The following is a 23,607-nucleotide window of genomic DNA, read 5'->3' on the forward strand; positions in this document are numbered from 1 at the left end:
GACGCCGTCAGCCGGCGACCTCGGCCCGCGCACGCTGCGGCCGCTCGATCAGTGCGGGAACGTCTGCATCGACCGGCCACGGCGTGCCGGCGAAGTAGCTGAGCGCAGCCGCTGCGATCTCGCTATGCAACCCGGACGACTCGCACATCTCGACGGCCAGCGCCAAGTCCTTGCCCAGGGTCTTCAAGGTCCCGCGCCCCGCGAGTGGGCCAAAGAGCATGGTCTCGAGGTGGCGATCCGAGGTCCGAGACTGCGAGGAGCAGTCCGGCAGGACTCGAGCGAGCGTGGACTTCTCGATCCCGGCCTCGAGAGCCAGGTTCAGAGCATCCCCGAGAATCGCGCTGGCCACGGCCACCTGCATGTTGTTGACCAGCTTGACGGCTTGCGCGGTGCCTACGGCTCCTAGGTACTCGACTCGACTGGCAAGGAGATCGAGGTAGGGCTTCGCCAGCTCGAACGCAGTCGGTGACGCACCGACCGGCATCAACAGCTCGCCAACAGCAGCCGCAGGAACGCCGCCTCCCAACAGTGGCGCATCGACGTAGTGCGCACCACGTGCCTCGGCAACGCCCGCGAGACGACGTGCCGCAGACGGCCCCACCGTTGCCGTGTTGATCAGGACCTTGCCACGCACGTCGGCCGACAAGATCCCGCCGTCGCCCTCGTAGACCTCGCGGTCGGACTGCGGCCCATGGAGGCAGGTCATGACCACGTCCGCCTGGGCCAGGTCCGCCGGACGCGGCGCCACGGTCGCCCCCAGAGCGACCAACGGCTCCGTCCTGCTCGCCGTCCGGTTGTAGACGATGACACTCGCGCCGGTTGCGACGAGCCGCGACGCCATCACGCTTCCGATGTCGCCGAGACCGGCGAAACCGATGTACTTCTTCTTCAACGCGAGCTCCTGACTGCTCATTCTTGATACGGCCAACCCTCGCGCGATGACCGCGACAAGGGGTAGAACCTCGGGACGAACCAGAGGAGGTGTCGGCTACCCGGTCGGGTTCAGCACGACGTTGATTGCGGTCGGGTCGTCAATGTCGCCAGCGACGAGTCGCAAGGAAACGTTCATCCGTAGCCCACGACGCTGGCCGCGTCCATGTCGCACCGGTGCCCACACGCAATGGCATGAGCGATCGGGGACCCTGGATTCAGGATAGCACGACACTCCCGGGAAGCGCTCGGCAGATCGAGCGTCAGGACCGCGCCTGACCTACCTGTATTCTGGATCCGTACCCGACATCTCCGGCAGCTGATGGGAGCCGCATGACACTTCCCAAGATCTCGCCCGGGCCGACCGGCAGGTTCCACCACCAGGTGGTCGCCATCACGGGCGGGGCGCGCGGCATCGGCAAGACCTATGCGCATCGCTTCGCAGGTGAGGGCGCGGGCATCGTCATCTCCGACCTCGACGTGCGCGAGGGGCGCAGGACCGCAGCTGAGCTCCAGGAACTCGGAGCCCAGGTCGTGGCGATCGAGGCCGACGTCACGCGAACTGCGGATGCGGCTTCGATTGCCAGGGAAGCACTCGAGACCTTCGGCCGGCTGGACGTACTCGTCAACAATGCTGGGATCCACGGCGCGGAGTCTCGGATCCCGTACACGCAAGAGGCGCTACCGGACTGGCGCCGGCTCCTCGACGTGAACGTCTTGGGTCCGCTCAACTGTTCACTCGCCTGCCGGGAGGCTTTGGGCGCCGACGGCGGCGGGGTGATCATCAACCATTCATCGGTGGCAGCGTTCAGCAGCTACGGCGCCTATGGTCTCTCCAAGCTCGCGCTGAACTCTCTCACTGCGTCGCTCGCACGCGAACTCGCCGACGACGACATTCGAGTCGTGGGGATCGCACCGGGGATGGTCGATTCAGAGAACGTCTTCGAATCGACCAACGAGGAGCTACGGCAGAAGCGCCTCGATGCCCAAGTGATCAGGCGGATGGGGAGCATGGATGACCTAGCAGCCGCCGCGCTGTTCCTAGCGTCCGAGCAAGCCAGTTTCGTCACTGGAACGACCATGATCATCGACGGCGGTCTGTCCTGCTTGACTCGGTGAGACCAGAACAACCGGGAGCTGCGGGAGAGTTCGGCCCAAGGTCTCACAAAGTCCCTATCAGCGCCGCCACGTTGTCGGAGCCGCCGGTGGGAATCGAACCGACGGCCTAGTCACGCCGCTTGAACTGCTCGGGGCTCAAGCTTCCAGGACACCGGTTGCCTCCCTTCGGCACCATCGCGAAGCACATCTCCGTTGAATGCCAAACTCGGGCCGAGCTCGCATCCACCGCCCCGCCTGATTCTCGGCCTTCTCTGGGTCGCCCTCGGACATCGATCCCGACCGTCGACGACTCTCTGAATCGCCCGGCCTCTACCGCTCAAAGCAGCCTTCTCATCAGCGGCACGCATGCTAGGCGGGTCGCACTGGGCCACTAGGTGGCTAAAGATCGCGTAGCCGGATTTTGGGGTCAAGTTTTGTGATGTTCGGGTCACGTTCGACGGCTTGGTGTTTCAGGCTGCGAGTTGCGCTGTGCCGGTGAGGGTATCGACAGCGATGCGATACGTGGTGGCAGCCGATCGCAGGCGAGCGGGAGTGGTTGTCGGGGTGGCGAGTTCGGCCAGGCCGGTGCGCAGGACCCACCAACACCATCCACAACCCACCCAGCCGCCGAAATGCACCATCCTTGTTCATAACTGAACGGTGTCGTGCGCGAACATCGTCTAACTGAAAGGAAAACACGTCCTCTCCGCTGGACGCGATGACCACGAACGGCTACCTCAATAATTGAAGTGGATGGACAGGCGCTGACACCGGTCACGACAATCCCTAACATTCCCGACCCTGCCACCATCCGCCGACCTAGTCGACGGCACCCACATCACACCGGGGCTGTCATCACGCCAGGTCACGGCACCATCACATCCCGTTAGCACACAAACAGCAGGCGTCACCCCGGGCTAGCCCCGGCCGCGATATCCTTGCTAGCACGCGATCGAAAACTGAATCCACGGTTGTATCTGCGCTGGTCATGCCGTCGGGACCAGTTCGCGGCACCACGAGCCCGACGGAGTGAGTAGTCCGTCCGATGGGTGAAGGTGACCCGCTCGACACGCAGCGGTACCCGCCGTCACCAGCCGCGGAGCTGGCCGGCGCGGGCTTCGGCGATGTTCAGGAGATCGGCCGTGGCGGTTTCGGCGTGGTCTACCGGTGCATCCAGGCGGAACTGGATCGCACGGTGGCGGTGAAGGTGCTCACCGTCAATCTCGACGAGGAGAACCGGGCCCGGTTCTTCCGGGAGCAGCGGGCGATGGGTCGGCTGACCGGGCACCCGAACATCGTCAACATTCTGCAGGTCGGTGCCACCGATAGCGGCCGTCCCTTCATTGTCATGCCGTATCACCCGCAGGATTCACTGGAGGCACGGATCCGCGGTGAGGGGCCGCTGCCGTTGGATCAGGTTCTTCGGTTGGGGGTGAAGATGGCCGGTGCGGTGGAGTCGGCGCACCGGCTCGGCATCCTGCACCGGGACGTCAAACCCGCGAACATTTTGCTGTCAGAGTACGGGGAGCCGGAGCTGACCGATTTCGGCATCGCACACATCACCGGCGGCTTCGAGACCGCCACCGGCGCCGTCACCGGGTCACCGGCGTACACCGCGCCGGAGGTACTCGCGGGTGACCCACCGAGCCCGGCTTCCGATGTCTACGGTCTCGGCGCCACCCTGTTCAGTGCCCTGACCGGGCATGCCGCGTTCGAACGCCGCACCGGTGAGCAGGTCGTCGCCCAGTTTCTACGAATCACCACACAACCGGTCCCCGACCTGACCGAGCAGGGGATCCCCGACGACGTGTCCGACACGATCGCCCGCGCGATGGCCCGGACCCCCGGGCAGCGGCCGGCCACCGCCGCCGACTTCGGAGACGAACTGCGCAGCCTGCAACACGCGCACGGCTTCCCGGTCGACGAGATGGCACTCCGTGCAGAACCCGATGCAGAGGTGGATGCGGAGATCAGTGAGCGAGTACCTGTGTCGCGCAGCCGGCGACGTTCCACTGCCCCCTCCACTCTGGGCGCGGTGGGCAGACTCCCCCTGGAACTGACCAGTTTCGTCGGCCGCCGACACGAGCTCACTGAGGCGAAGAACCTGCTGACCGGCTCCCGACTGGTGACGTTGACCGGGATCGGGGGTGTCGGCAAGACCCGGCTGGCGATGCGGGCCGCGGCGAGTGTGCAGCGCGAGTACGCCGACGGTGTGCGGCTGGTCGAGTTGGGTGAACTGCGCGACGAGTGGTCGCTGGTCGACGCAATCGCCGGTGCCGTGGGATTGTGGGATCACTCGGCACGGCCGTTGCGTGAGGTCCTGATCGAGTTCCTTTCACCGCGAGAGGTGCTGTTGGTTCTCGACAATTGCGAGCACGTGGTGGACGCGGTCGCCGAACTCGCCGCCCACCTGCTGCGGGTGTGCCCGCGGTTGCGGATTCTGGCGACGAGCCGTGAACCGCTTAGCGTCGGAGGGGAGGCGGTGCTGCGGGTTCCGCCGCTGGGTGTCCCGGATCCGGAGCGGACACCGTCGCTGCGGGGGTTGCCCAAATACGATGCGGTGACCTTGTTCGCCGAACGCGGCGCCGCCGCCGTTCCCGGCTTCGTGCTCACCGAAACCAATGCGGGAACGGTGGCCGGGATCTGCCACCGGGTCGACGGGTTGCCGTTGCCGATCGAGTTGGCGGCGGCCCGGTTGCGCGCGATGTCACCCGAGCAGATCCTTGCGCGGCTGACCGACCGCTATGCCCTACTGTCCCGTGGCAGCAGGGGTGCTCCGTCGCGGCAGCAGACGCTGCGGTTGTGTATCGACTGGAGCTTCGAGTTGTGCACCGCCGGAGAGCAACTGGTGTGGGGGCGGCTGGCGGTGTTCGCGGGAACCTTCGAACACGATGCCGCGGAGCAGGTCTGCGGTGCGGGCCTGGATCCGGACGAGTTACTGGACACGGTGACGTCGTTGGTGGAGAAGTCGATCCTGATCCGGGAGGAATCCGGGTCGGTAGTGCGGTTTCGGATGCTCGAGACTCTCCGTGAATACGGGTACGAGAAACTCGAGCAGACCGGCGAGGACTTGATCCTGCGTCGCCGGCACCGAGAGTGGTACGAGGCGTTGGTGCTCGATGCGGAGGCCGAGTGGATCAGCGCCCGCCAACTCCACTGGATCGCCCGACTGAAACGGGAACAACCAAACCTTCGGGAGGCCCTCGAATTCAGCATCGAAGACGACCCCGCCGCCGGACTCCGCACCGCCGCCGCACTCCGCTGGTTCTGGAGCTCTCAAGGCCTCCACAACGAGGGGCGACGCTGGCTCGACCAACTGCTCGCCCGCCAGAGCGGCCCACCCACTCTCGATTGGGTCAAGGCGCTCTACTACAACAGCATCATGGTGAATATACAGGGCGACCTTGCGGCCGGGACCGCACTCGTCGAGGAGGCACGTGCCCTCGTCGCGCACACCAGTGACCCAGTTATGCGCGCTTACGTCGACTGCGCCGACGGCATGCTCGGCCTTCTCAGTGGTGATTTCGCGCGAGCATGCTCGCACCTGGAAACCGCGCTCGCGGCGTTCAGCGAACGCAGGGATACAATGCTCGAAGTAGCCGCCCTGTACCCCTTGGGGTTGGCCTATCAACTGTCCGGCCTGACGGACCGGGCGATCGAATACCACGAACGTGTTATCGCGATCACGGAGATGCATGGCGAGAAGGTGTATCAGTCGCATTCACTGTGGGCCTTGGGAATTGCTGTGTGGCGTCAAGGCGATACCGATCGCGCGGTCCGGCTTCTCGAACAAACGCTGGAGCTGACTAGGCACGTGCACGGCCCCCGCTTCGCCGCGGCCTGCCTCGAGGCGCTGGCCTGGATCGCGTGCGAGCGGCACGACGCCGCTCGGGCCGCAGTGCTGATGGGAGCCGCGGACGGGCTGGCGACGTCGGTGGGAAGTGCTGCCGTCATACACTCGACACTTCTTGCTTACCAGAAGGAATGCGTTCAGTCGGCGCGACAGAAACTGGGGGACAGAGCATTCGCAACGGCCTACCGCAAGGGTGAACAGCTCAGCTTCGACGCGGCCATCGCCTACGCCCTCCACGAACATCCGCCCGCCACCTCCGCGCCCGATTCCGAGGGGTCGACGCGACTGACCAAGAGGGAACGACAGGTCGTCGACCTGATCGCCGAAGGCCTGACCAATCAGGCCATCGCCGACCGCCTGGTGATATCCCCCCGCACCGCACAAGGGCACGTGGAACATATCCTGGCCAAACTGGGTTTCACCTCCCGGACACAGGTCGCTGCCTGGGTTGCCGAGCAGGCACACGACTAGATTTCTAGGACCGGCGGAGCCTGTACTTTGAGTCAAGTTCGCGGTTCTCGGGTCGACTTTTGAAGGCGTAGCGTGGGACGTGCTCGCTCCACAGCGCAAACACAGCGCACCTGACCTGCCGATACGCACTTCGCGTGATGGTCAACATTCTTCGGCGTAGCGAGTGGTGGTGGTCGGCCACTCTGACCGCGGGTCCCTGCGTCAGGCTGCGCTGAAACCGGAGCCGACGACGACACGCCTTGTCGGGCTGCGGCGCAGCCCCGGTAGGGACGTTGGCCTCGCTGACGACCATGTGGCCGAATTCTTCCCGTTGCGCCTGCACAGCGCCGCGCAACTGCTCCGCAACGGGCCCGGACTCGTGTCCGTGCTCGCGGAGGTGCCTCGAACGCGCGGCCGGCCGCGGCGACTGCATCCTGCTCTGTCGCGTCCGCGCTACGCCCCGGCCCAGTTCGCGGGACGGTCGGTATTCGCGGAACGGCGACGCGCGCGACGCCGTGGACGGGTACAATCTTTCCTGTATCCAGGATACGTTTTGTGTTGTTGAAGGCCGACACCTTCCTTCTCGTCGAGGAGTAACCGTGACCGATGTCCATTCTGTCAGCCCTCCCCTGGGATTTGATCCTGATACCTTGCGCGAGGAGGACCTCGCAGAGAGGGACAAGCGGCTTCGCTCAGACGGACTTTCCCAGTACATCAATCTCACTGGCGCCTTGAAGAGTCCGCCGAGGACACTTATGCCGAGCCGGGGTTCACCCGCGCTCCGATGGTCGATGAGGTCGAGACGGCAATCATCGGCGCCGGCTTCGCCGGACTCCTCACGGCGGCTCGTCTTCGGCAGGCCGGCGCCGAGAACATGCATCCGGGTGATCGAGATGGGAAGTGACTCGACGGCACGTGGCATTGGAATCGCTACCCCGGGATCCGCTGCGACGTCGATGCTTACTGCTACATGCCGTTGCTCGAGGAGCTCGGCTACATCCCGGGCAAAACGCCATCCCAAGACCTCCACACCACCACCGAAAACCCCCACAGAACATAGACAGTGTCAGGTAGGTCGGCCAGGTCGACGTTTCGTGCACGGGCCCTCCTCCACCCAAAATCGACCGCGAACTACCCTCCCCGGTCACGGACACGATCGACCCCCCACACACACAACGGACTCCCACCGGGAGGGCAGCAGTCCTGATCGTCGAACGCTCCGACTCCCTCGGCGATGGCGTCCGCATTCGGCGGCTATGAACACAGGATGGTGACGATGTACACAATGGATGTGACACTGCTCGCGCTCAGGCTTGGACTGGGCGGAATGCTTATCACGCATGGGATTAACAAAATTTCTGGCCCTGGCGGCCTTGCCGGTACAACGAGTTGGTTCGAGAGCCTTGGCTTTCGTCCTCCTTGGCTTCACGCCCGACTTGCCGCATTCACCGAGATCGGCGCCGGTACCCTAATGGTTCTCGGCTTGTTAATACCTTTTGCTTCTGCTGCCTTCGTGGCGTTGATGACCGTCGCGGGTCGAACTGACCACAGCGGGAAAGGGTTCTTTGTATTCAAAGGCGGTTGGGAGTATGTCGGGCTCGTCGGATTGGTGGCGGTGTGTATCGCGGCGATGGGACCTGGTGGATGGTCGATCGACGCAGCATTGGATTGGCATCTAAACGGTCTAATTTGGGCGATTGTTGCATTTGGGTTCGGGGTAATAAGCGCAATGGCGCTCCTACTAGCCGGTCGGACTAAAACCATGCCAGTAAGTACCTAACCCTGCAATGGCTCTATCGAGAATTATCAATTAAGTCTTGATTGTGGATTTAGCAGAGAATGCCACAGTGGAGCTAGCGAAGTAGGAGATCGGCCATCTCGACTTCTCGGCGACCGGCTTTCTCCTATTCCTGAGAAAATTCCAACGGGTCTCTGGTACTCGGATCCAAGCGGAAGGAGAGCCACCAGTTGCTCTGACGATGGGTCCAGGGGACTCTATTTATGGGCTGAAATTATTGAACACTCAATCATATTAATGGGTAACTAAGGAAAGGTTCAGGTGCGATGCGGCAGCACCAGGAAAGCAAAGTTCCAGAAAAGACAATCGACAGTCACGGGGTTCACCATCCGGAATCAAGATGCGTCGAGCCCAGCGATATCAGGCGTGAATACGTTAGAGATGACATTAGGCGGTACAAGCGGAAACGGCGAGGGCGGATCCATTCCGACTCATTGACGTCGGACGAACGGGCGTTTATCGCCTTCGCGCAAGCTTGGGCTCCGTTCGGGGGCGTGCCGGCCGAGCAAACCTTCATCCAGTTCGGTATGACCGTGGCACAATTCATGAATCGAGTGGATCGTATCCTTCGGAAGGCGGATGGTTCGCGTGCTAACCCACAGGACAGTCGATTGCTTACATAAACTGCGGCCTACGCCGAAGGCCTATACGCTATCCGGTATCGCTCGCCGGCAACGTCGGCTAATCAAGCGGGCGGCTACTCGCGAATGGTATTCCGGCCGCGGAAAGCCTGATCACCCATCGGCAAGCGAACCTCCGCTCGGAGACCTGGAAATTTCAGAGTAAACGTGTTCGACCTCCGTTTTAGTGGACGCGTCTTTCTTGGCGGTATGCATCTGACCATGACCTGCACGGTGACCGATCCGCGTGGTCCACTCACGGGCGCAGTCGCGTGTTAGCCCGCCAAAGCGGCGAGACCGTCGGCACGACGGAAACCGGATTTGCCGGTTCCTAGTGCTGCGAATCGTGGCGAACCAATAGACATTTGCTTTGAGCGTCAAATTCCAAGGGGCCAGAAATGATCTACACGAGTGACCAGATTGATTTGACCGGCCGGTCGGCGCTCGTCACCGGTGCGGGCAGCGGAATCGGCTCGATGGTCGCGCGGGCTCTTGCGACCGCGGGAGCTGCGGTGTTGGTCGCCGATGCCAACGCGAGCGCCGCCGCTGCAGTCGCAGACCGAATCGTTGAGAACGGCGGAAATGCCGACCATGTTCGTCTAGATACTCGAGATCGTGCTGCAGCTGAAGCGGCAGCAGATCGGGCATCCGGTCTTGCTGACGGGATCCTGCACATACTTGTGAACTACGTGGGCATAACTGTACCGCCAACGTCCTCAAGACTGATGAAGGAGGCGCTCCAGTGGATGCTCGACATTCACTTGGTAGGAATCTTCCACTGCTCCAACGCTGTCCGGCCCTTCTTACCCATTGACGGCACGGGAAGGATCATCAATGTTCCGCCACTGGCCACCACTACCGAGGCCCTCGGTAGCAAGATCGGTTCCGGAAAGACGGTAGGTATCGCCGGTCTAACGAGATCCCTTTCACTCGAACTTGCCCAGCACAAGGTCCTTGTCAATGTCGTAGCACCGTTGGTGTTGACACAGCGGCCGGAAGGTGTCCAAAGGTACGCTAGGCCAGCACCGGCGACGCTCAGAAGAAACGGATCGCAGCAATGGTCGGATGACGATGCCGTCGCGGGCGCCGTGGTTCTTCTCGCTTCTGACTCTGCCCCGCCTCTGACGGGTCAGGTCCTGCCATTAGGTGGCGGCGGGATCGCGATCTGATTCTTCGATGAGATTGGCGCCCAAACGACGGCAATCGATCCCGCACTGTTTCGTAGATACCTAGCGGGAGTCGATCAGCGAGCGCTCGACAGGTAACGGATCAGGACGGGGAGGCTGATCACCGAGCCTCCGGCCGGCGAGCACTGCAGGAACCTGAAGTGAGGGTCGATTCCTGACTATAGAGCGTGCCCCGGCCGGTTGGTCAGGTCGCCTGTGGCGCGATGGGATGTCGTGCCCACTTCGAGCACTGGTCCATTAGTGAATCGCCCCGAGTTCGGCGTGGGCTCGGTTATCTGGTTCCCGCCTCAGCGAGGGCGGATGTCGCACGGTAGTCGGCCGCCGCGTGATTCGACCAGTAGGCGGTCTCGTACTCGGCAGGTGGGATGTGGTCGATATCGCCGTGAACGGCGACGCCGGTTGTAGTACGAGAGCCAGTCGAACAGCTCGAGCCGTCCCTGCGACTTTGAAGCCAGGCTCCGTCCGTGCAGCCATTCCCTCTTGAGTTCTTGGAAGAACGACTCGGCGAGGGCATTGTCGTAGCTCGAGCCCACCCGATCTCGGCTCGGCCGGATCCCATGACGACGGCAAACATCAGCGAAAGTTGCTGCGGTGTACTGACCCGCGGTCTGAAGGGTGAATAAGCTGGTCGATCGCCTGCCCGTTTCTTGTTCGTGCCCAGATACCCATTTCGAGGGCGTCGAGGGCGAGATCGGTGCGCAGGCTCGTCGACAGTTGCCAGCCGACGACCCTCCGGAGAGAACACGTCGGGTGACGAATGCGGCGTACACCCACCCGGCGAATGTGCGGACGTAAGTGATGTCGGCAACCCACAGCTGGTCCGGCGCCGCCGCGCGAAACTGGCGCTCGACCAGGTCCGCAGGACACTTGGTTTCGGCGGCCGGTGTCGTGATCCGCGGGTTCTTCGTCCGCGTGACTCCGCGTAGGCCTTCGGCACCTGAGACGCTCGACCGTGCACCGGGCCACCCGGATTCCCTGCCGGTTCCGCTCCGCGTTCACCTTCCTCGCGCCGTAGACACCGTAGTTCTCGGCATGCATTCTTTGGATCTCGGGGATCAGTTCGGCGTCGCGGACCGCCCTGGCCGACGGCGGCCGGGACTTCGCGGCATAGTACGTCGACGGGGCGACCTGAACGAGAGCTCGGCAGATCGGCTCGACCCCGTAGTCGGCCTTGTGTGCGTCGATGTAGTCGACGATCACTTCAGTTTGCGGTCGAGCTCCGCTGCCGCGAAAAATGACGCCGTCTTCAAGATCTCTTTGGCCCGCTTGAGTTCCCGCACCTCACGTTCGAGTGCAGCGATCCGCTTCGCATCGTCGGTCATGGTGCCTGGTCGGTCACCACCGTCGATCTCGGCCTGACGAACCCAGGTACGAAGGGCCTCCGGATGGATACCCAGTTGGTCAGCGCTCCTCGCGATCGCCCCGGCCCGTGTGCTCGGGTCGCGACGGGCCTCAATCGTCAGCCGTGTTGCCCGATCCTTCAGCTCCTCTGGGTACTTCCTCGGCGCTCCCTTGAACTCATACTTCCGTGTGATGAGCCCCTCTGCCAGAGTCGGGGCGCAACACCGTCGACACCGGGGTGTAGACCTACTTCCGCGACTTCGCTCGCCGCAGCAGTGTGTCCAACGAGAACTCCAACGGGCAGCTTCGTCAGTACTTCCCCAAGGACACCGACCTGTCCGCCCACACCCGAACACCTCGACTTCGTTGCAGCCGAACTCAACGAACGCCCCGGCGAGACGCTTGATCGGTATACTTCGGCCGAGCGTCCGACGAGGCGCTTGTTGCGACGATCGCATGAATATGCCAGGCTCTTACGCTCGCATAACGCACGGCTGGCTACAGATACACTGTGCACATCAAACTCTGTCCGGTTCACTCTGCGGCGTTTTCGCCAGCTGCGTCTTGATGGCGGAGGGCTTCGGCGGCATAAATAGGATCACTGCGGCACCGATGAGCCCTGGGATGGCAATGACCAACAGGGTCCAAGGCGATCCCGGCGCAGTCCCTGCTACCACTAGACCGAGCACGATCGGCGCGGTGATCCCTCCTACCCTGCCCATGCCCATTGACCAACCTATTGCGGTCGCCGACACGTCGACGGGATATAGCCTGGATGCATAGGCGATCAGCAGACCTGGGATGCTTGTGCCCGCCGCCCCTGAGAGCGCCACGATCAGGTAGTGCGCGCCTGACGGCAGATGTACGGCGAGCAACGCGATACATGCCGCCGCTGTAAGGAATGCAGCGCAAATGACTGGCTTTGAGCCCATTTTGTCTGCCAGAACAGCGAGCACCAAGGTGCCGATGATGGCGCCCACGTGCTGCCACACGCTGAACGACAGGGCCGCAGCCAAGTCGTAACCTGCCTGTCGCATGAGCTGAGGAAGCCATGTGGCGATACTCCAGTTACTGAACAGGGCCACGAAACAGGTGGCGCCAAAGCAGACGGTTATGAACACGTAGCGCCGGGAGAACATTGTTCGAAAGGCTGCAAGCTTGCTCGAGTCGGCCGGCGCTGAATGAGAGGTGGCAACGTCGTGACGTTCGATCTCGCTCAGATCCACGCCCCAGCGGGTGGCGATCCGTTCAGCCTCGTGGTGGCGTCCCTTCGACTGGAGGAACGCTATCGACTCGGGCAGGTACTGCAACGCGAGCGGAACGATAATGACGAACGGCAGGAAGGCAGCTGCGTATAAGGGGCGCCAACCCCACTCAACAACCAGGCTCTTGCCGATCTGGGCCCCCAACAGGCCACCAAACGGGTAACCCATGAAGACCAGCATCAATACGCGGTTACGCACCCGCGTGGGCGCGTACTCCCCGGCGAGCGCGGCGGCGGTAGGAATCACTCCTCCTAAACCCACACCGGCCACTAGACGCAGCAGGCTGAACAGTTCCACAGACGGCGCGAACGCGGACAAGCCAGTGAAAATCGAGAACACCGCGACGCAACCAATGAGCATCTTTCGGCGGCCCAGTATGTCGGTCAGCGCGCCGGACCCGATCGCCCCGACGGCCATACCAATCACGCCGAGAGAGCCGACTAGGCCGACACTTTTCGGAGTGAGTCCCCACGCTGGGTCCTTCAACAGCGACGGCACGGACACGCCGAATATAGCGGCGTCGTAGCCCTCACTGATCGCGGCAAGCCAGCACAACGCAACGACAACAAAGGTGACGGGCCCGAATGATTTCCGTTCACCAGCTCGTTTAACCGGTTCCGTACTCTCCACCGGTTCCGTGCTCATAACTGACTCCACTTCGTTTGGTCAAGGATCGGCGAGGCGGCCCATGCAGTATCATGAATCCCGGATTCGTGATACCGTAGCATTAACGCTCTATGTGACCGACTCGTCGAATTGGCCAGCGTGTGATCCATCTATCAAGTTCGTCGCCATTATGCACTTCGGGTATCCCAGCGGGCCCCGCCGCGAACAGATATGTTCGGTAGCAACCGCCGCGGATCCCGATTGTTGGGCGGCGATGAGGCCCGCGGTGGTGCAAGTCCAGGGGCCGCGACGACGAGGGCCTCGGTTCCGGTATCGAGGGTGGGTTGGATCACCCGGCGATGACCAGAATGTCCTCCGATACCCGCCCGGGCTCCTCCGCCTTGCGGTACGTGCCGGGGTCGACACGGTTACCGCAAGGCCGGATGTGAGAGCCGCCGACCGTCCGCGGAGGTGAGCCTCACAGGTGTGGATCCATCCAGTTACTCCCACCCGGGATGCCAACCCGGTTGGGGTGCAGAACCGCCGGCCGGCGGGCATTATGGCGGCCCGGCCGGCGGTTCTGCCGATGTCGGCCCGCTCCCCAGCCACCCTGCCCTCATCGCCCTGCATCTCGGAAACACCGCCGCTTACCGAAACGGCACGTCGCCTGCAGATCAGATCCAGTCGATGTGGACGGAGTCGATGTGGTCGAAGTGGAATCCGAATTGGTCGCTGTACCGGTCGAAGCCCTTGTTCTCCGGGTAGTCGAGGATGGCGTGCCGTTCGAGCAAGGCGACGACCCGGGCATGATCGTCGTTAGCGAGGGCGGCGGCGAGTTCGCGGGACTCCTCGCTGGTGAACGGGGTGTCCGAGTTCGCGAAATCCAGGGTCCGGACCCGGTAGTCGTAACCTTCGTCGGCACCGTTGCGGACCATCACACCACCCCGAACCCGGATGACCGCAGTCTTCGGTGTCCCATCGGGGCGCAACACCCCGGCCCGGACCATGATGTCCTCGGCCCGCACAGTTTTGAGTTTCTTGCTGGCGTCGGCACGCAGTTCGTTCGTCTCCCCCGAGCGGTACCGGGACACCGCCGAGCGAGACCGCCCGATCTTCGCGGCCACCGCGTCGAGACCGCCGAGGCGTTCGATCGCCGCCCGGCGTTGCGCCCGCTCGAGCACATCCGGGTGCGGGATGCGGCCCTGTTGCGCCCACCGGCGCAGTGTGCGGTCCGACGGTGGGGTGCGGCCGGCGTCGATCGCCGCTTGACGTAAACCCTCGTTCCCGAGTTCGGTCCGTAACTGTGTGACCGTCACCTTGCTGGTCAGCCCGGCCAGTCCCCCCGGTTGTGACCTGCTTCGACTTCTCCACCCCGCTGGTGGCGGCGTTCGCCGCGGAGACTTTGAGGCCGTCGAGGCCGACCGCCTGCTGGGCCGGTTTCCTGGTCCGCGGCTTCGGCAGATGCAGGGCCATCAGAACACCCCCGCCCCTTCGTCGTCGGCGGCGTCCTCGTGGTCGGCGAAGGCGGCCTTGATCGCCAGATTCACCTCGTGCACATCCGCGGCTGACGCCAACGCATCCAGGAGGGTGTCGGTGAGGGCCACGTCCTTTTCCACCGTCATCTTTCCCAGCGCCTCAGCCTCGAGAGAGTCGATCGTCACATACAGTATCGGCATGTACATCCTGGATCCGGGATGATACGGTGCTGCGGGCGGGCCACCGCCCAGCTACCGCTACTGCGAGGAGGTTCGCGTGTCGAGCCGACAGACCCCGTCGGGGATCACCATTTCGTCGTTCGAGGACCGTGATGGGTGGACGCCACTCGCCTTCGGCTTGACCCAAACGCAGATCATCCTGAGCGAGCCGGACAACCCGAAGAGCCCCGTGCTCTACATGACGCACTTCCCACCTGACACGGTGCTGCCTCGCCACCACCACGAATCGCCGTTCTGCGACGCCGTGGTCACAGGGTCGATGTGGGTAGAGGACGACCAGACCTGGTATCACGCCGGCACCGTGCGGCACGTGCCGCCACTCGTCGTGTACGGCCCCACCAAGAGTGGGCCGAACGGGCTCACCCTGCTTGAGTTCTATGCACAGGTCGAGGGCGTGCCCGCCACTCTGTACTACGACTCGATGAGCCCAGAGCAGGTAGAGGAGCTCGAGCGGTATCTCGCCCAGCGCCCGGCGCGCACCAGGGAATGATCGCATCAAGGATTGCGACCGCGACGTCGAAACGCCCTGATGGAGCACGCTCGTCGTAGATCCGCCGCAATGCCCTCGTCCTCGGCAGGTCAACCGATGGTGGCGGCCAGGTGGGAGTGCAGCTTTCGGAAGTGGCGCTCGGCGGCCGACTCGTCGTACATCGACGTGTCGGCAATCGCGACCTGGTGGGCGCGGGAACCCCGAACACGCGGGCTTCGATGGCATGTCCGGTGAGGGTGATGTCGCCCTGGGTGAAGCCGAGCGGTTCGCCCGCCGCCACCCGCACCTGCCACTCGACCAGGTCGAGTCCCGTCGGCGTACCGGCTTTGTGTTGAACTGGAGAAGAATTGGCATGCACAGACACCTGAACTGCCGCAGCGCTGCTCGATGCGGTCACCGCCAAAGTATTGGCGGATTTAAACCTTCACCTCGCCGAGACCAGTACCGTCATACGGATGGGCGGCTATGGAATCAGCCGCAGCCGGCGGGCGCGGGAAACTGCTTCATGCCTGGTGTGGGTGCCGAGCTTTACCGCGACGGGTCGTCGTCTGCGGCACCTGGCACCCGTGGCGCGCACCATCTCGACGTTCACTCAGTGGACGCCTTTGTGCGTGGCGTCCAGACCACGAGCACTGTGCTGACAACCCTTGCAATGCAGAGAGCAGCCGCTTTCAGTGGAACTGACCATAGCGACAGCTCTGTTCATCGAGTGGACGACTGTCCGCGAGAAGGGGACGCGGTAGGTCTTAAGGAGAGAGGATGCACGCCGCTTCAGGAGGGCTCGGCATCTCCGAAGGAAGCTGTCGCGGGCGTGTACGAACGCACAGTGTCCGGGGCGAAACGCCGCGGCGGCAGAAGTGCGACGCCCTGATCCCGCTCCCAACTTTGACCGCCGAACAACTATTCAACACAACACTATTCGAGGAATCCATTGCGATGACTACTGCAGAGATAACCGACCGCACACGTGTACCGGAGGATTTCGTCAGCGGTCTGGAGGGCGTGGTCGCCTTCACCAGCGACATCGCTGAACCCGACAAGGACGGCGGCGCGCTGCGCTACCGCGGCGTCGACATCGAAGACCTCGTCGGCAAGCACGTCACCTTCGGCAACGTGTGGGCACTGCTCGTCGACGGCCGCTTCGGCCCCGGCCTGCCCCCGGCCGAACCCTTCCCCCTGCCCGTGCACACCGGCGACGTCCGCGTCGACGTCCAGGCCGGCCTCGCGATGCTCGCCCCCATCTGGGGATACCAGCCCCTGCTCGACATCGACGACGACACCGCCCGCGAACAACTCGCCCGCGCCTCCGTGATGGCCCTGTCCTACGTCGCCCAGTCCGCCCGCGGCATCTACCAGCCCGCCGTCCCGCAGAAACGGATCGACGAGGCCAAGACCGTCACCGAACGATTCATGGTCCGCTGGAAGGGCGAACCCGACCCCGCCCACGTCGAAGCGATCGACGCCTACTGGGTCTCCGCCGCCGAACACGGCATGAACGCCTCCACCTTCACCGCCCGCGTCATCGCCTCCACCGGCGCCGACGTCGCCGCCTCCCTCTCCGGGGCGATCGGTGCCATGTCCGGCCCGCTGCACGGCGGCGCCCCCGCCCGCGTCCTGCCGATGATCGAGGACACCGAGAAGTCCGGCGACGCCCGCGCCCTGGTCAAGGGCATCCTCGACCGCAAAGACAAGCTGATGGGCTTCGGTCACCGCGTCTACCGCGCCGAAGACCCCCGCGCCCGGGTGCTGCGCGCCACCGCCAAACGCCTGAACGCCCCCCGCTACGAAGCGGCCGCCGCCCTCGAGCAGGCCGCCCTCGCCGAACTCCGCGAGCGCCGCCCCGACCGGGCCATCGAAACCAACGTCGAGTTCTGGGCCGCGGTCATCCTCGACTTCGCCGAGGTTCCCGCGCACATGATGCCCGCGATGTTCACCTGCGGCCGCACCGCCGGCTGGTGCGCCCACATCCTCGAGCAGAAACGTCTGGGCAAGCTCGTCCGCCCCGCCGCCATCTACACCGGCCCCGCACCCCGCACCCCCGAGTCCGTCGAGGGCTGGGACCAGATCGCCCACACCAACTGATCATTCGACATCTTGGAGTGCCTCGACGGTGTCCGTGATCCTGACCCGGCCGGGTCCGGTCGCCCGCTGAGGGATCGTTGACCGGTCGGCGACCCCCCGGCGGCCACCTCATCGAGTTGCTGCTTGACCTGCGGATCGAAGCGGAGCGGGATCGGGATCGCCGACAGGGACGCGGCCCATGCCGGTGGCGGTCTCGGTCATCGCTGCCCTTCTCCGTGAGGGATTGTTCGAAAGCTGGTTCGGGAGGGGAAGACCGAACATCGGAGGTTGCTGGTCGAGGGAACGCAATGCGCCCCAGCACCGGGGGGTGGCACTGGGGCGCGGGTGTCCAGGTCGGGGGGACGCTGGACACGGGGGGCGTTCAACAGTGCAAAATTTGGGGGGATGCTCTGCGAACGTCGTTGAGTGTACTTCCCACGAAACGGTTGCGCACACACGCCTCGGCAACAGCCCGTCATCCACACACGATGAGTTCCGGGCCTGCGCCGTCTGCGGGAGCTCACACCATGGTCCGGTGTCCGGTGTCGGGGTTATGAGTTCCGGGACAATGCCGAGCCCCGGCCTGGGTAGCACCGTCGGGAGATCCGATCCACGGCGGCGGCGAGAGCGGGAAACCCGGGGACGGCGGCCGCGGAGCCCGCGGTCGCCGTCCCCGGGCGAATCATCTACTCGCGCAGCCTTAGTTGTGCTTGTATCCCATCTCTAAACCGTCGAGGTCGAGGTGTTCGAAGACGCCGTGCTCCTGCGACCAGCAGGTGCTGCCGTCGTGGAGGCCGCTGCACTGGTTGTACAGGCCCTCGGTGTCGAGGGCCGAGGCGGTCGGCGCCAGCGCGAGGCCGGCGGAGGTGATGCCGGCCAGCAGTGCGGCACTGGCGATGAGCTTCTTCATGGGGTTCTCCCTGCCTGGGTGGATTTCTGCTGTTGGTGCGGATGTGTGGCCGGTCAGCTGCTTTTTGCTGCTCGGTGATCGAGGCGTTCAGCGCGGAATCGGGTTCGCCGAGGACCGCCCCGGTGTCGGCGGCGACCTGTGCAGCTCGAGGACGGGGGCGGGACGGGGCAGTGCCGCCGAACAGTGCTTGTCCGGTGGGGTTATTCGGCGTCTTGGTCGGCGTGCTCGAGGATCAAGTATTGGGCGGAGATCTGCTGATCGACGTCTTTTTTGTTGTCGGTGCCGCTGGCTTCACCGACGTAGCGGCCGTTGGCGACCATGCAGTAGTCCTGGGTGCCGTTGACGGTGTCCTTGGTGACGCACTTGGCGTCGGGTAGCCCGGGCGGGGTGGGGGCTGTGGTGAAGCCCTCGGCGAGCAGATCGTTGTGGAATTCGGTGAGGATGGTGTGGGCGCCGGCGTCGTCCTTGGCCCGGTAGACGCTGGTTTTGTAGACGGCGTTGTGCTCGGATCCCGCAGCGGTGAGGACCTTGTACGTCAGGGGCGGGTTGGTGGAGCGGTGCGCCATGCCGCGGGGGCCGTAGGCGGCCATGTCGTCGCCGAGTTGGGCTTGGGCGTCGTCTTCGGGGATGGCGTAGATGAGGACCTTGTCCTGGTCGATCATGGGCAGTTCCGGGGACTGGCCCCCGTTCTGGGCGCGGGTCGGGGTGGCCGGGAACTGGTCGATGAGCGGTTCTTGCAGGGACAGGGCCTTCGCGACGGCCCGGGCGGTCCAGTCCTTTTCGGCGGCGGGGGCTTTCGCCCAGGTGTAGAGCAGGTAGTTCCCGTGAGGGGTGAACGCGTTGACCGAGACCTCGGGGCCGGCGGAGAAGTTCGTCTGACCGGTCGAGACGAGGGTGTGGGGCAGAATGTCGATGTTCTCGGCGGTCTCGAGGCCGGTGCCATCGTCCACGGTGAGCAGGTTCTGGTGGATCTCGCGGGCGGTGGCGGCGGCGTCGTCGGGGTTGTTGAACCGCATCACCGCTTGCACGACGGACCGGGACGGGTCGGTGGTTTTCGTGGTGGGGGTGGTGGCGGTGGAGACGTAGCCGTAGAGCATCTGGTTCTTGTGGGCGATATCGCCGGCGGCGTCGCTGAGGACGACACCGAGGTTCTTGCCGCTGCGCATCACCATCGTGGGCATCTTCACCGAGGTCAGTTCGGGGTCGATCTCGAAGGGGACGACGGTGAACTCGGCGAGCCGCTGCCCGTCGACGTCTAGGATCGTCTCCTGGGTGGCCCGCCCGAACTCCGGGGCCGGGGTGATCAGGTAGTCGCCGGTGTCGAGGGCGGCCGGATCGACCGCTGCGGTCTGGGCGTCGCCGCCGGATTTGCCGGTGGGTTCGGCGGGAGCGTCGTCGGTACTGGCGCAGCCGGCCAACAGCACGGCGGCGGCGAGCACAGCCGCGGCGGGCCTCCACATGGTGGTCCTCATCGTCTTTTCTCGGTCCCTTCCCTGTTTTTCGCCCCCCGCTGGTGTTGTGCGTGTCCGGTTTTTGGTGTCGCCGGGCGGGGGCGTGTGGTTCTGGTAGTTGGAGGCTCCGGCCGCCTGGAAGGTTCCCACACCGCGTCAGTGTCCTGCGTCACACCCGATTCGGTGGTGGGAGGTGGGCCGGGGTTGACGGTGCCGGTCCGGGCCCGCTCACGCTAGGGTTTCGACCGGCGCCCACCTCACCGGTGCGCGCAGGTCGACGACGGGAAAAGGGGGGTGGATGTGGACAGTGCCGCACGCGCCGGGCAGCCGGCCGACGACCCCTCCCCCGCCACCCCGGCGCCGCGGGAGCGCGCCGAGGTGTTGCTGACGTCGATCACCGGGAAGATTCTGCGGCCGTTCGGGTATGACGCGATCAGTGATCTCGCCGAGCAGCGGGCCGCCGCCGTGGGGCAGACCCGGTCGGTGGTGGTGGTCGGTGAGGTCAAGCGGGGCAAGAGCTCGTTGGTCAATGCGCTGGTCGGCTGGCGGGATGCGTCCCCGGTGGGGGTGGACGTGACGACGTCGACGACGATCAGCTTCGGTGAGGCCACGCCCGGGCAGCCGGGTGGGACCGCGCAGATCCTGTTCCCGGACCGGACCGAGCAGATTCCGCACGCCGATCTGGCGGACTGGGTCTCGTGCGAGGGCGCCCATGTCACCGACACCCGGGCCCAGGAGTTACCCACCCGGGCGATTGTCCCGGTGACGGGCAGCCGGCTCGGTGATGTCACCGTGATCGACACCCCGGGGGTGGGCGGGTTGGATCCGTCGTACGCGGTACTGGCGGAAGCGTCGGCATCGCAGGCGTGTGTGTTGGTAATCGTGTGCGATGCGAGTACCCCGCTCACGGCACCGGAGATGGCGTTCATCGAGCGAACCGGGTCCGCGGTGGAGTCGCTGATCGTGGTGGTCACCAAGACGGACAAAAATATTCGCCGGTGGCGGCTGATCGTCGAGGAGAACCGGGAGCTGCTGGCCCGGCATCTGGGCCGGCAGGTTCCGGTGGTGGGGGTGTCGAGCCTGCGGGCGGTGATCGCCGCGGAGATGCCGCCCGGCCCGGCCCGGGACGCAGCGGAGGTGCGGTCGGGGATCACCGAGCTGCGGGAGCTGATCGGATCGAAACTCGGCATCGCCGAACATCTTCCGGCGATCACCGGGTTGCGGACCGCGGCCGAGGGATTGACGGGGTTGGCGGCGGATATGCGCACCCAGATCGGGGCGATCACCCGCAGCGGTGAGGTCATCCCGGATCTGACCGCCCAGTTGGCGCAGTTGCAAAGCCTGAAAGACCACTCGGCGCAGTGGGAACAGTATTTGCAGCGGGATCTGACGTTGATTCGTCAGCACGCCACCGATGATCTCGACCGCAGCCTCGACAGTATCCGGGAGAAGTGGACGACCCGGATCAACAAGAACGGGATGGCGGTGTTGCGGCGGAACCCGCAGCACTTCACCGCGGAGATGGAACGCGATTTTCAGGCGGCGATGGCCGGGGCGGTGAATCTGTTCCTCGAGCAGCTCTACACCCAGATCGTGCAACCGAGGTTCGCCTCGGAGGTCATCTGGCACGAAATCTCCGAACAGGTCCTCGCGACGTTGTCGAACCGCACCCTCGACACCCATCAGGTGGCCGGGAAACGGCAGGGGCTGCTCGATCCGTCGATGATCACCATGGGGGTGATGGGCTCGTCGATGCTCGGCGGTCTGATCGGGGTCTCGGCGATGATGGGAGTCGGGGCGGTCGTCGGCGTCGCGTGGGTGGGGTTCAATCTCGGGTTCAAGGCGATGCGGGCCGGGAAGACGAATCTGCTGGCCTGGCTGCGGGAGACGATCGCGACCACGAAAACGACCACCGCGCGGATGCTCGAATCCACCCTCGCCCTGGCCCGCCCGGAAATCGTGATCCGCTACCGCGAACACGTGAAGACCTCCATCGAAACCTTGCAGAAACAGATCAAGGACGCCGAGGACACCATGCGGACGGACCAGGCCACCCGGGAGAAGAAGGTGACCCGGCTGGAGAACAATCTGCGGGTGGTCGAGAACAACATCACCCGCGCCGAAGCCTTGATCGCCGAACTGTCCACCCCCGCTCCCCCGGCTGGTATTGGGGGTGTGCGGTGACGGCCACCCCCGCTGCCCCCGGCTGGGATCCGGTGCGCGCCGGTCTGGATCGGGCGTTGCATGCGCTCGCCGGGCTGGCCCCCGATCTCGCCGTCCACGCCAACCGGATCGGCCAGATCCTCTGGTCACCGCCGCGGATCGTGATCGTCGGCCGCCTCAAGGCCGGCAAATCCACCCTGGTGAACGCGTTGATCGGGGCGCCGGTCGCCGAAACCGCCGCCCTCGAGGCCACCAGCATCGTCGCCGTCTATCAGGATGGCGCCCCCTCCCGCGCGGAGGTGGTGTTACTCGACGGTGGGCGGGCGCCGGTGCATTTGGCCCGCGGGCACACCGCCGAGCTGGGGGTGCCGCCGGAGCAGGTGGCCTTTGTGCACCGGTGGTTACCGTCCGCGGCGATCCGCGATTTCACCCTGGTCGACACCCCCGGCCTGGCCACGCTGACCGCCGAGAACGAGGCCCGCACCCGCCGGGTCCTCATCGACGGCTACGAGCAGACCCGCACCGCCTCCGTCGACGCCGACGCCGCGGTGTTCCTGTTCGACTCCGCGCCGCGCGCCGACGAAATCTCCTTCCTCAAACAGCTCGGGTTCACCCCGCTCAACACCCTCGGGGTGCTCTCCCGCGCCGATGGGTTCGGCGAAGGCGCTCTGGGACAACGGAACCCACTCGAGCACGCCATCGCCCACGCCCGGGTCCTGGCCGGGCGGCTCGCCGACACCGTGATGACGGTGATGCCGATCGCCGGGTTGCTCGCCGAAACCGCCCACACCGGGGCGCTCACCGAAGCCGACGCCCGCGTCCTGGCCTCGCTGACCGGACACGGACCCTTCGAGGTCCTCGACCTCCTCGACACCGACACCCCCACCGCCCTGCCCGCCGCAATACGGGATCGGCTCCTCGATCTGCTCGGCGAGTACGGGATCATTCATGGCCGCGACGTCGCCGCCCGCGGCGCCGCCGCCCTGAACGAGTGGTTGACCGCGCATTCGGGGATCCCGCAGGTGCGCGGGGTGCTCTCGCAGCATCTGGGCCGGTTCGCCGCCGTGCACCGGGCCAGCCGGATCATCCGCGAACTCGACCAGCTCGCATTCACCCACCCCGCCCGCGACCAGATCCGGGCCGTCGTGGACACCCTGCGCCGCGACCCCGCCCTGCACACCGTGGTGCTGTTCGAACACCTGCGGTCCATGCTCGAGGCCGACCCCCGCTCCCCCGTCACCACCGAACTACGCCGCCTCCTCGAACACCGCACCCCGGCCGGCCAACTCGGCCTGCCCGAGGGCGCGGGCCCTGAGCAGGTGCGAATCAGCGCGCAGCAGAAGCTGAACTGGGCGCACACCCAGGCCCTGTCGACCATGACCGCCGCCGAGGACGCCGCCCTGATCGTGCTGGCACACACCTACAGCACCCTCGCCGCCACCTGACCCACCATGAGCACGAACCTGATTTGGTGTGGGCGGGATGGGAACCTTTTCCCCGTAGTACGCATCGAACTGGTACCCGCTCGATCGAGAAGACCCGTTTTTGTGTGGAAGGACCCCTTGTGATGTTCTACCGACCGTGGAAGCCGCTGCCGGCGCGCCGGCGTGACATGATGCCCGGGCGCGGCCACTCCGTCGCCGGATGTGGTTCGAGGGGTTTGAGGTCG

The 23,607-nt window shown here is 64.9% G+C and carries 18 protein-coding genes, 2 pseudogenes and 1 other annotated feature; of the genes and pseudogenes, 10 read left to right on the top strand and 10 right to left on the bottom strand.

Annotated features, from left to right (window positions below):
* Positions 1-7: 7 nt before the first annotated feature.
* A complete protein-coding gene (locus GFS60_RS33250) occupies positions 8-913 on the bottom strand; it encodes an NAD(P)-dependent oxidoreductase (protein ID WP_159928637.1) in 906 nt (301 codons plus the stop codon).
* 350 nt (positions 914-1,263) lie between these two features.
* Between GFS60_RS33250 and GFS60_RS33255 the strand changes: the two genes are divergently transcribed.
* On the top strand, positions 1,264-2,049 hold the full coding sequence (locus tag GFS60_RS33255) for an SDR family NAD(P)-dependent oxidoreductase (RefSeq protein WP_159928639.1): 786 nt from the start codon (positions 1,264-1,266) through the stop codon (positions 2,047-2,049).
* A gap of 449 nt (positions 2,050-2,498) precedes the next feature.
* On the opposite strand, the gene GFS60_RS33260 is transcribed toward GFS60_RS33255, so the two are convergent.
* Entirely contained in the window at positions 2,499-2,669 is a 171-nt protein-coding gene (locus GFS60_RS33260) for a hypothetical protein (RefSeq protein ID WP_159928641.1), read from the bottom strand.
* 404 nt (positions 2,670-3,073) lie between these two features.
* Between GFS60_RS33260 and GFS60_RS33265 the strand changes: the two genes are divergently transcribed.
* The 4 genes from GFS60_RS33265 to GFS60_RS33280 all read left to right on the top strand — a co-directional run bounded on the left by GFS60_RS33265 (position 3,074) and on the right by GFS60_RS33280 (position 9,918).
* Complete coding sequence (locus GFS60_RS33265) at positions 3,074-6,352, top strand: protein kinase domain-containing protein (protein WP_159928643.1); 3,279 nt, start codon at positions 3,074-3,076, stop codon at positions 6,350-6,352.
* 763 nt (positions 6,353-7,115) lie between these two features.
* The gene (locus GFS60_RS33270; RefSeq protein ID WP_159928645.1) at positions 7,116-7,235 is read left to right on the top strand and encodes an NAD(P)-binding protein; all 120 of its coding nucleotides are present in this window, start codon (positions 7,116-7,118) and stop codon (positions 7,233-7,235) included.
* A gap of 381 nt (positions 7,236-7,616) precedes the next feature.
* A complete protein-coding gene (locus tag GFS60_RS33275) occupies positions 7,617-8,111 on the top strand; it encodes a DoxX family protein (RefSeq protein WP_236603626.1) in 495 nt (164 codons plus the stop codon).
* Positions 8,112-9,147: 1,036 nt separating this feature from the next.
* Entirely contained in the window at positions 9,148-9,918 is a 771-nt protein-coding gene (locus GFS60_RS33280; RefSeq protein WP_159928647.1) for an SDR family NAD(P)-dependent oxidoreductase, read from the top strand.
* A 305-nt stretch (positions 9,919-10,223) separates the two neighbouring features.
* Here GFS60_RS33280 and GFS60_RS40485 read toward each other — a convergent pair whose 3' ends face one another.
* The 3 genes from GFS60_RS40485 to GFS60_RS40010 form a co-directional block, all read right to left on the bottom strand.
* Complete coding sequence (locus GFS60_RS40485; protein WP_442972215.1) at positions 10,224-10,469, bottom strand: integrase core domain-containing protein; 246 nt, start codon at positions 10,467-10,469, stop codon at positions 10,224-10,226.
* Between the two features lie 40 nt (positions 10,470-10,509).
* Positions 10,510-11,136, bottom strand: a complete 627-nt coding sequence (locus GFS60_RS40490; RefSeq protein WP_159928649.1) for an IS3 family transposase — start codon at positions 11,134-11,136, stop codon at positions 10,510-10,512.
* Positions 11,056-11,175, bottom strand: a sequence feature (AL1L pseudoknot). (Overlaps the previous gene by 81 nt.)
* Positions 11,133-11,486: a transposase gene (locus GFS60_RS40010; RefSeq protein WP_268962673.1), complete on the bottom strand. Its 354-nt coding sequence runs from the start codon at positions 11,484-11,486 to the stop codon at positions 11,133-11,135. Its footprint overlaps the feature before it by 43 nt. The genes GFS60_RS40490 and GFS60_RS40010 overlap by 4 nt, the downstream gene beginning before the upstream one ends.
* A gap of 71 nt (positions 11,487-11,557) precedes the next feature.
* On the opposite strand from GFS60_RS40010, the pseudogene GFS60_RS40495 reads away from it, so the two are divergent.
* A pseudogene (locus GFS60_RS40495) lies at positions 11,558-11,705 on the top strand (IS30 family transposase); the annotation flags it as partial.
* A 90-nt stretch (positions 11,706-11,795) separates the two neighbouring features.
* On the opposite strand, the gene GFS60_RS33300 reads toward GFS60_RS40495, so the two are convergent.
* The 3 genes and pseudogenes from GFS60_RS33300 to GFS60_RS33310 form a co-directional block, all read right to left on the bottom strand.
* Positions 11,796-13,187 (bottom strand): MFS transporter, encoded by a 1,392-nt coding sequence (locus GFS60_RS33300; protein ID WP_159928653.1) that lies wholly within the window; start codon positions 13,185-13,187, stop codon positions 11,796-11,798.
* 635 nt (positions 13,188-13,822) lie between these two features.
* Positions 13,823-14,621 (bottom strand): annotated as a pseudogene (locus GFS60_RS33305) (hypothetical protein).
* Complete coding sequence (locus tag GFS60_RS33310; protein ID WP_159928655.1) at positions 14,621-14,824, bottom strand: hypothetical protein; 204 nt, start codon at positions 14,822-14,824, stop codon at positions 14,621-14,623. Before GFS60_RS33310 ends, GFS60_RS33305 begins: the two are co-directional and overlap by 1 nt.
* Before the next feature lie 76 nt (positions 14,825-14,900).
* Between GFS60_RS33310 and GFS60_RS38795 the strand changes: the two genes are divergently transcribed.
* Positions 14,901-15,353 carry a hypothetical protein gene (locus GFS60_RS38795; RefSeq protein ID WP_201453692.1) on the top strand — a complete coding sequence of 151 codons (453 nt, stop codon included), beginning with the start codon at positions 14,901-14,903 and terminating at the stop codon, positions 15,351-15,353.
* A gap of 936 nt (positions 15,354-16,289) precedes the next feature.
* Positions 16,290-17,435, top strand: coding sequence for a citrate synthase 2 (locus GFS60_RS33320; RefSeq protein WP_159928659.1), 1,146 nt, complete (start codon positions 16,290-16,292; stop codon positions 17,433-17,435).
* A gap of 679 nt (positions 17,436-18,114) precedes the next feature.
* Here GFS60_RS33320 and GFS60_RS33325 read toward each other — a convergent pair.
* Both GFS60_RS33325 and GFS60_RS33330 read right to left on the bottom strand, forming a co-directional pair.
* Entirely contained in the window at positions 18,115-18,324 is a 210-nt protein-coding gene (locus GFS60_RS33325; RefSeq protein WP_159928661.1) for a hypothetical protein, read from the bottom strand.
* A gap of 200 nt (positions 18,325-18,524) precedes the next feature.
* The gene (locus GFS60_RS33330; protein WP_236603627.1) at positions 18,525-19,796 is read right to left on the bottom strand and encodes a DUF7373 family lipoprotein; all 1,272 of its coding nucleotides are present in this window, start codon (positions 19,794-19,796) and stop codon (positions 18,525-18,527) included.
* 279 nt (positions 19,797-20,075) lie between these two features.
* Here GFS60_RS33330 and GFS60_RS40015 point away from each other — a divergent pair, with 279 nt between their 5' ends.
* Positions 20,076-21,959, top strand: a complete 1,884-nt coding sequence (locus tag GFS60_RS40015) for a dynamin family protein (protein WP_159928663.1) — start codon at positions 20,076-20,078, stop codon at positions 21,957-21,959.
* Entirely contained in the window at positions 21,956-23,383 is a 1,428-nt protein-coding gene (locus GFS60_RS33340; protein ID WP_159928665.1) for a GTPase, read from the top strand. Before GFS60_RS40015 ends, GFS60_RS33340 begins: the two co-directional genes overlap by 4 nt.
* The last annotated feature ends 224 nt before the right edge of the window (positions 23,384-23,607 follow it).

The organism is Rhodococcus sp. WAY2 (genome assembly GCF_009859915.1).
In the GTDB taxonomy this organism is placed as follows: domain Bacteria; phylum Actinomycetota; class Actinomycetes; order Mycobacteriales; family Mycobacteriaceae; genus Rhodococcus_F; species Rhodococcus_F oxybenzonivorans.

Coding starts and splice junctions, on each gene's coding strand:
- GFS60_RS33265 (WP_159928643.1), top strand. CDS start 3,074: ATGGGTGAAGGTGACCCGCTCGACACGCAGCGGTACCCGCCGTCACCA.
- GFS60_RS33270 (WP_159928645.1), top strand. CDS start 7,116: ATGGTCGATGAGGTCGAGACGGCAATCATCGGCGCCGGCTTCGCCGGA.
- GFS60_RS33250 (WP_159928637.1), bottom strand. CDS start 913: ATGAGCAGTCAGGAGCTCGCGTTGAAGAAGAAGTACATCGGTTTCGCC.
- GFS60_RS33325 (WP_159928661.1), bottom strand. CDS start 18,324: ATGAAGAAGCTCATCGCCAGTGCCGCACTGCTGGCCGGCATCACCTCC.
- GFS60_RS33320 (WP_159928659.1), top strand. CDS start 16,290: ATGACTACTGCAGAGATAACCGACCGCACACGTGTACCGGAGGATTTC.
- GFS60_RS33300 (WP_159928653.1), bottom strand. CDS start 13,187: ATGAGCACGGAACCGGTGGAGAGTACGGAACCGGTTAAACGAGCTGGT.
- GFS60_RS33330 (WP_236603627.1), bottom strand. CDS start 19,796: ATGAGGACCACCATGTGGAGGCCCGCCGCGGCTGTGCTCGCCGCCGCC.
- GFS60_RS33275 (WP_236603626.1), top strand. CDS start 7,617: ATGGATGTGACACTGCTCGCGCTCAGGCTTGGACTGGGCGGAATGCTT.
- GFS60_RS33280 (WP_159928647.1), top strand. CDS start 9,148: ATGATCTACACGAGTGACCAGATTGATTTGACCGGCCGGTCGGCGCTC.
- GFS60_RS33255 (WP_159928639.1), top strand. CDS start 1,264: ATGACACTTCCCAAGATCTCGCCCGGGCCGACCGGCAGGTTCCACCAC.
- GFS60_RS33310 (WP_159928655.1), bottom strand. CDS start 14,824: ATGCCGATACTGTATGTGACGATCGACTCTCTCGAGGCTGAGGCGCTG.
- GFS60_RS33260 (WP_159928641.1), bottom strand. CDS start 2,669: ATGGTGCATTTCGGCGGCTGGGTGGGTTGTGGATGGTGTTGGTGGGTC.